This is a genomic window from Tunicatimonas sp. (genome assembly GCF_049647865.1).
GTDB lineage: Bacteria > Bacteroidota > Bacteroidia > Cytophagales > Cyclobacteriaceae > Tunicatimonas.
On the sequence record NZ_JBARYM010000843.1, the window covers coordinates 1 to 2,669 of the forward strand.

Below are 2,669 nucleotides of genomic sequence, written 5' to 3' on the forward strand. Positions count from 1 at the left end.
TCGGACTTCACCGCTGATGGTGAAAGTGTTTTGTTCACTTCATCGCGTACTCCTAGTGCCGAAAGCGCGCTGTTTCCTTATGGACGATTTAATCAACTCTACCGCATTTCCGTGAAAGGAGGGCAGCCTACCCAAGAGCTATCGTTACCCATGAACCACGCTCAACTATCGGCTTCCGGCAAAAAGATGCTTTATCAGGATTTAAAGGGTTACGAAGACACTTGGCGCAAGCACCACACCTCCTCCATTGCTCGCGATGTTTGGTTGTATGATGTCAAATCAAGCGAGCATACGCAGCTTACTACCTTTGCTGGCGAAGACCGCAACGCCTGCTGGAGTGCCGATGAGCAATCGGTGTACTACCTGAGCGAAGAGAGTGGTAGCTTCAACGTTTGGAAGATGGATGCCAGCAATCCTAATCAGAAAACCCAACTAACCAACTTTGATCTGCATCCGGTGCGGTTTCTCTCGGTTTCCAGCGATGGAACGCTGTGCTTTGGCTACCACGGCGAAGTGTACACCCTGCAAGAAGGTGGTGAACCTCAGATGGTAAACATTAGCATTCGTACCGATGATAAGTACAACGCTCGCCGTCTGGAAACATTTAGCGATAAGGCTACCGAAATGGCACTTTCGCCCAATGGTAAAGAGATTGCCTTGGTGGTGCGCGGCGAAGTGTTTGTAACGGCGGTAGAAAGTGGCCTGACTAAGCAGGTAACCAATACGTCCGGTCAGGAACGCTCCGTCAGCTTTGACCCGGAGGGACGGAAAATACTCTACGCCAGTGAGCGTGATAGTAGCTGGAACCTCTACGAAACCCGCATTGCCCGCGACGAAGAACCCTACTTCTACGCCGCTACGGTACTCGAAGAAACTTCTATTCTAAAAACTGATGCTGAAACCTTTCAACCCGCGTATTCACCCGATGGCAAAGAAGTAGCCTTTCTGGAAGAGCGAACCATGATAAAGGTAGTTAATCTAGATAGCAAAGATGTGCGAACCATTCTGCCAGATGATAAAAATTATTCTTACTCCGATGGTGATCAGTGGTACCAGTGGTCGCCCGATGGCAAGTGGTTTCTCGCTCAGTTCTTAGACCGGGGTCGATGGATTCCTGAAGTAGGTTTGGTAGCTGCCTCGGGTGAAGGCGAGGTAGTGAACCTGACTAACAGTGGCTACACCGATGCGCTACCCAAGTGGCAAATGGACGGAGAAATGGCTCTCTGGTTTACTGACCGACAGGGTATGCGTAGCCACGGTAGCTGGGGTTCCCAAAGCGATGTGTACGCTATGTTCTTTGACCCGGCCACCTGGGAAGAATTCAATTTGAGCGAAGAAGAGTACGAACTGCTAAAGGAGAAGAAAGAAGAGCAGGAAGATGAATCGGAAGAAGACGACAAGAAAGAAAAAGAGGAAGACAAGAAGGTAGCTGATCCGATCAATATTGTGTTGAAAGACGTTGAAGATCGCACGGCCCGACTGACGATTCATTCCTCTGATTTGGCCGATGCGTTGCTATCGCCCGACGGCGAGAAACTATACTACATGAGTAGCTTTGAAAAGGGCCACGATGTGTGGGTAACCGACCTGCGCAAGCGGTCTACTGAAATCCTAACCAAGCTGGATGAACGAGGCGGACAATTGGCGATGGACAAGGAAGGGAAGAATCTGTTCGTGCTGAATGGCGGCAAAATTATTAAGATTGATGTTGAGAAGAAAGAGAAAAAGCCGGTTACCTTTAAGGCCGATATGCAGTTGAAGCCATTAGCCGAGCGGGAGTACCTCTACGAACATATGTGGCGGCAGGTGCTGAAGAAATTCTACGTGAAAGACCTGCACAATGTAAGCTGGGACAGCCTGAAAGTAGCCTACGCGCAGTTTTTACCCCACATCAATAACAACTACGACTTTGCCGAAATGATGAGCGAACTACTGGGTGAACTCAATGCATCCCACACCGGCTGCCGCTACTACCCCGATACCGAAGGGGCCGACGAAACTGCTTCCCTAGCAGTCTTCTATGATGAAACTTACGACGGCGAAGGGCTGAAAATTCAAGAAATTATGGACAAAAGCCCGCTAGACGACCCAAAATACAACATCGAGGCGGGGCACATTATTGAGAAAATTGACGGGGAAGCAATCGCTGCCGGAATGAACGTGGCTCCGCTACTCAACCGTAAGAAAGATCAGTTTACGTTGCTCTCTATGTACGATCCCGAAGCGAGCAAACGTTGGGATGTACGGGTGAAGCCAGTGAGTACGGATCGAGAAGACGAATTACTCTACGAACGCTGGGTGAAGCAACGCCGGGCCGAAACCGAGGAGCTATCCAATGGCAAGGTAGGCTACGTACACGTGCGGGGCATGAACGACGACAGCTTCCGCGAAGTATTTAGCGAACTGCTGGGCCGCCACTCCGACAAAGAATCAGTGGTAATTGACACCCGCTTCAACGGCGGCGGCTGGCTGCACGACGATTTGGTAACTTTTTTGAACGGAACCGAGTACATTACGTTCCAGCCCCGCGGTCAGAAGTTGGGAGCTGAGCCCCAGTTTAAGTGGACCCGCCCCTCGTCGGTGATTATGGGCGAAGGTAATTACTCCGATGCCCACATGTTCCCCTTTGCCTACAAAGCCCTCGGCGTGGGCGAAACCGTGGGTATGCC

At 50.7% G+C, this 2,669-nt stretch carries 1 protein-coding gene; it reads left to right on the top strand.

Annotated elements, in window-relative coordinates:
- A partial coding sequence (locus tag WBA23_RS24300) for a S41 family peptidase (protein WP_424584870.1) occupies nucleotides 1-2,669 on the top strand: 2,669 nt, incomplete at both ends.